We start from the raw sequence: 1,506 nt of genomic DNA on the forward strand, positions 1-1,506 counted from the left end.
AAATTTGTGAAGTATAAATTACTTGATCAGCCTCAACAAAGAAATGTCCGAGATGATACATTATCAAAGAAAGGACTCTATTCTCTTGAAAAAATAAAAGAGAGAATTTCTAAGAATCAGTTAGTTTTTGATGTGGAGGAATTGAAAGAACAATATCAAGAATCAAAAGAAAAAACGGCAAATGATTTTGAATTGAAATTGGAAGTGGAATCCTGGCAGGTCGAGCAAGAAAGCAAGCAAGGCATTTACGTGCAGATGGATATGGGAGCTTTAAATAGTGGTACCATTTTAATACCTTCTCATAAAGTTGATAAAAATGAGGATGGAAATTATACCATCTATATCAAAGAGAAAGACTATTTTTATTTTCTCAATCCTGATCAATCTCAAAAAAATAGGTACATGATGGGTTTGACTGTCGCAAGGCAATTGGCCAAACAAAACGGCGAAACACTCGTTACTAAAAACGCTCAAATTTCCTCTATGCGTGAACTGATTAAGGAATATAATTTCTTAGTTGAGCACGGTGTGACAGATGGAGCACAATTTCAACATTTGGAGAATCGTTTTAATGAAAAGATAGAGGCTACTCAGGAGGAATTAAGACAGCTAGATGAGCGACTTGGACGTTATCATAAAATTGAAGGAGCACTTTTAGCCATCCTACAATCTCCAGAAAATAGTCTTGCAGCAGTACAACTATTGGATGATTTAGGAGTTCCAAAAGATATGGGACTGGAAGATGTCAGTCAACTGATCAAACAATTCCAAATTGAAAAAGGAGCCTTACAAGAGTTCTTTGACGATACTCTAAAACATTACACAGATTATAGAGATATTAAGGAGCACGTGCGTAGTCGTGAAGAGAAAGTTGACCGACGATTTGAGGATGAAAAAGTCTTGTAGAAGTTTCTGATGTTTTCAATATAGTCTTGATTTCAGTACAATAGAGAGTATGTTTAGATTTGATGAAAAAGAATTTGTCGCAGAACTAGATCGCAAACGTGAGCAGCAATTCCTGAAGCGAGTAAGAGATTATGACGAGCAGATTGCTCCCTTTATGAGACTGAGGGGATATAAGCGGATAGATAGTACAGAGAGGACAGTTGTTTTTACATTTGGAGAGGTGACCTTCTCTAGGAATCGCTGGCGAAAAGGAAAGAAAAGTTGTTATCCTGTAGATGAGTGGCTAGGTCTAGAAAAGTATATGCGTTATTCTCCTGAGTTGATTTTTCACATGGCAAAACACGCTTCTGTTTTATCCTACCGTGAAGTTTGTCGAACAGTTAAGATGGCTTATCGCCTGGAGATAACAAAGGACGCTGTTTTGAAGTCTGTAAAAATGGCAGGCAGACTCTTTTCAGAGAGGGAACGCTATCGGCTTTTTAGAGGTGATGAGCAACCGAAAAAAATCCAGGCAGATAAAATCTATCTGGAAGGAGATGGTGTGCTCATCAAGACAACATCAAGCAATGATGAACGACACAATACAGACTTAGCCCATTT

The 1,506-nt window shown here is 37.5% G+C and carries 2 protein-coding genes; both read left to right on the forward strand.

What is annotated here, in order from left to right:
* Nucleotides 1-906, forward strand: a 906-nt coding sequence (locus tag CBI42_RS10770; protein WP_373433759.1) for a helical hairpin domain-containing protein, incomplete at its 5' end; no start/stop codon positions are given.
* A 49-nt stretch (nt 907-955) separates the two neighbouring features.
* Nucleotides 956-1,506, forward strand: a 551-nt coding sequence (locus tag CBI42_RS10775; protein WP_179211400.1) for a UPF0236 family transposase-like protein, incomplete at its 3' end; no start/stop codon positions are given.

This window comes from Streptococcus sp. KR, assembly GCF_002238115.1.
Classification (GTDB): Bacteria; Bacillota; Bacilli; order Lactobacillales; family Streptococcaceae; genus Streptococcus.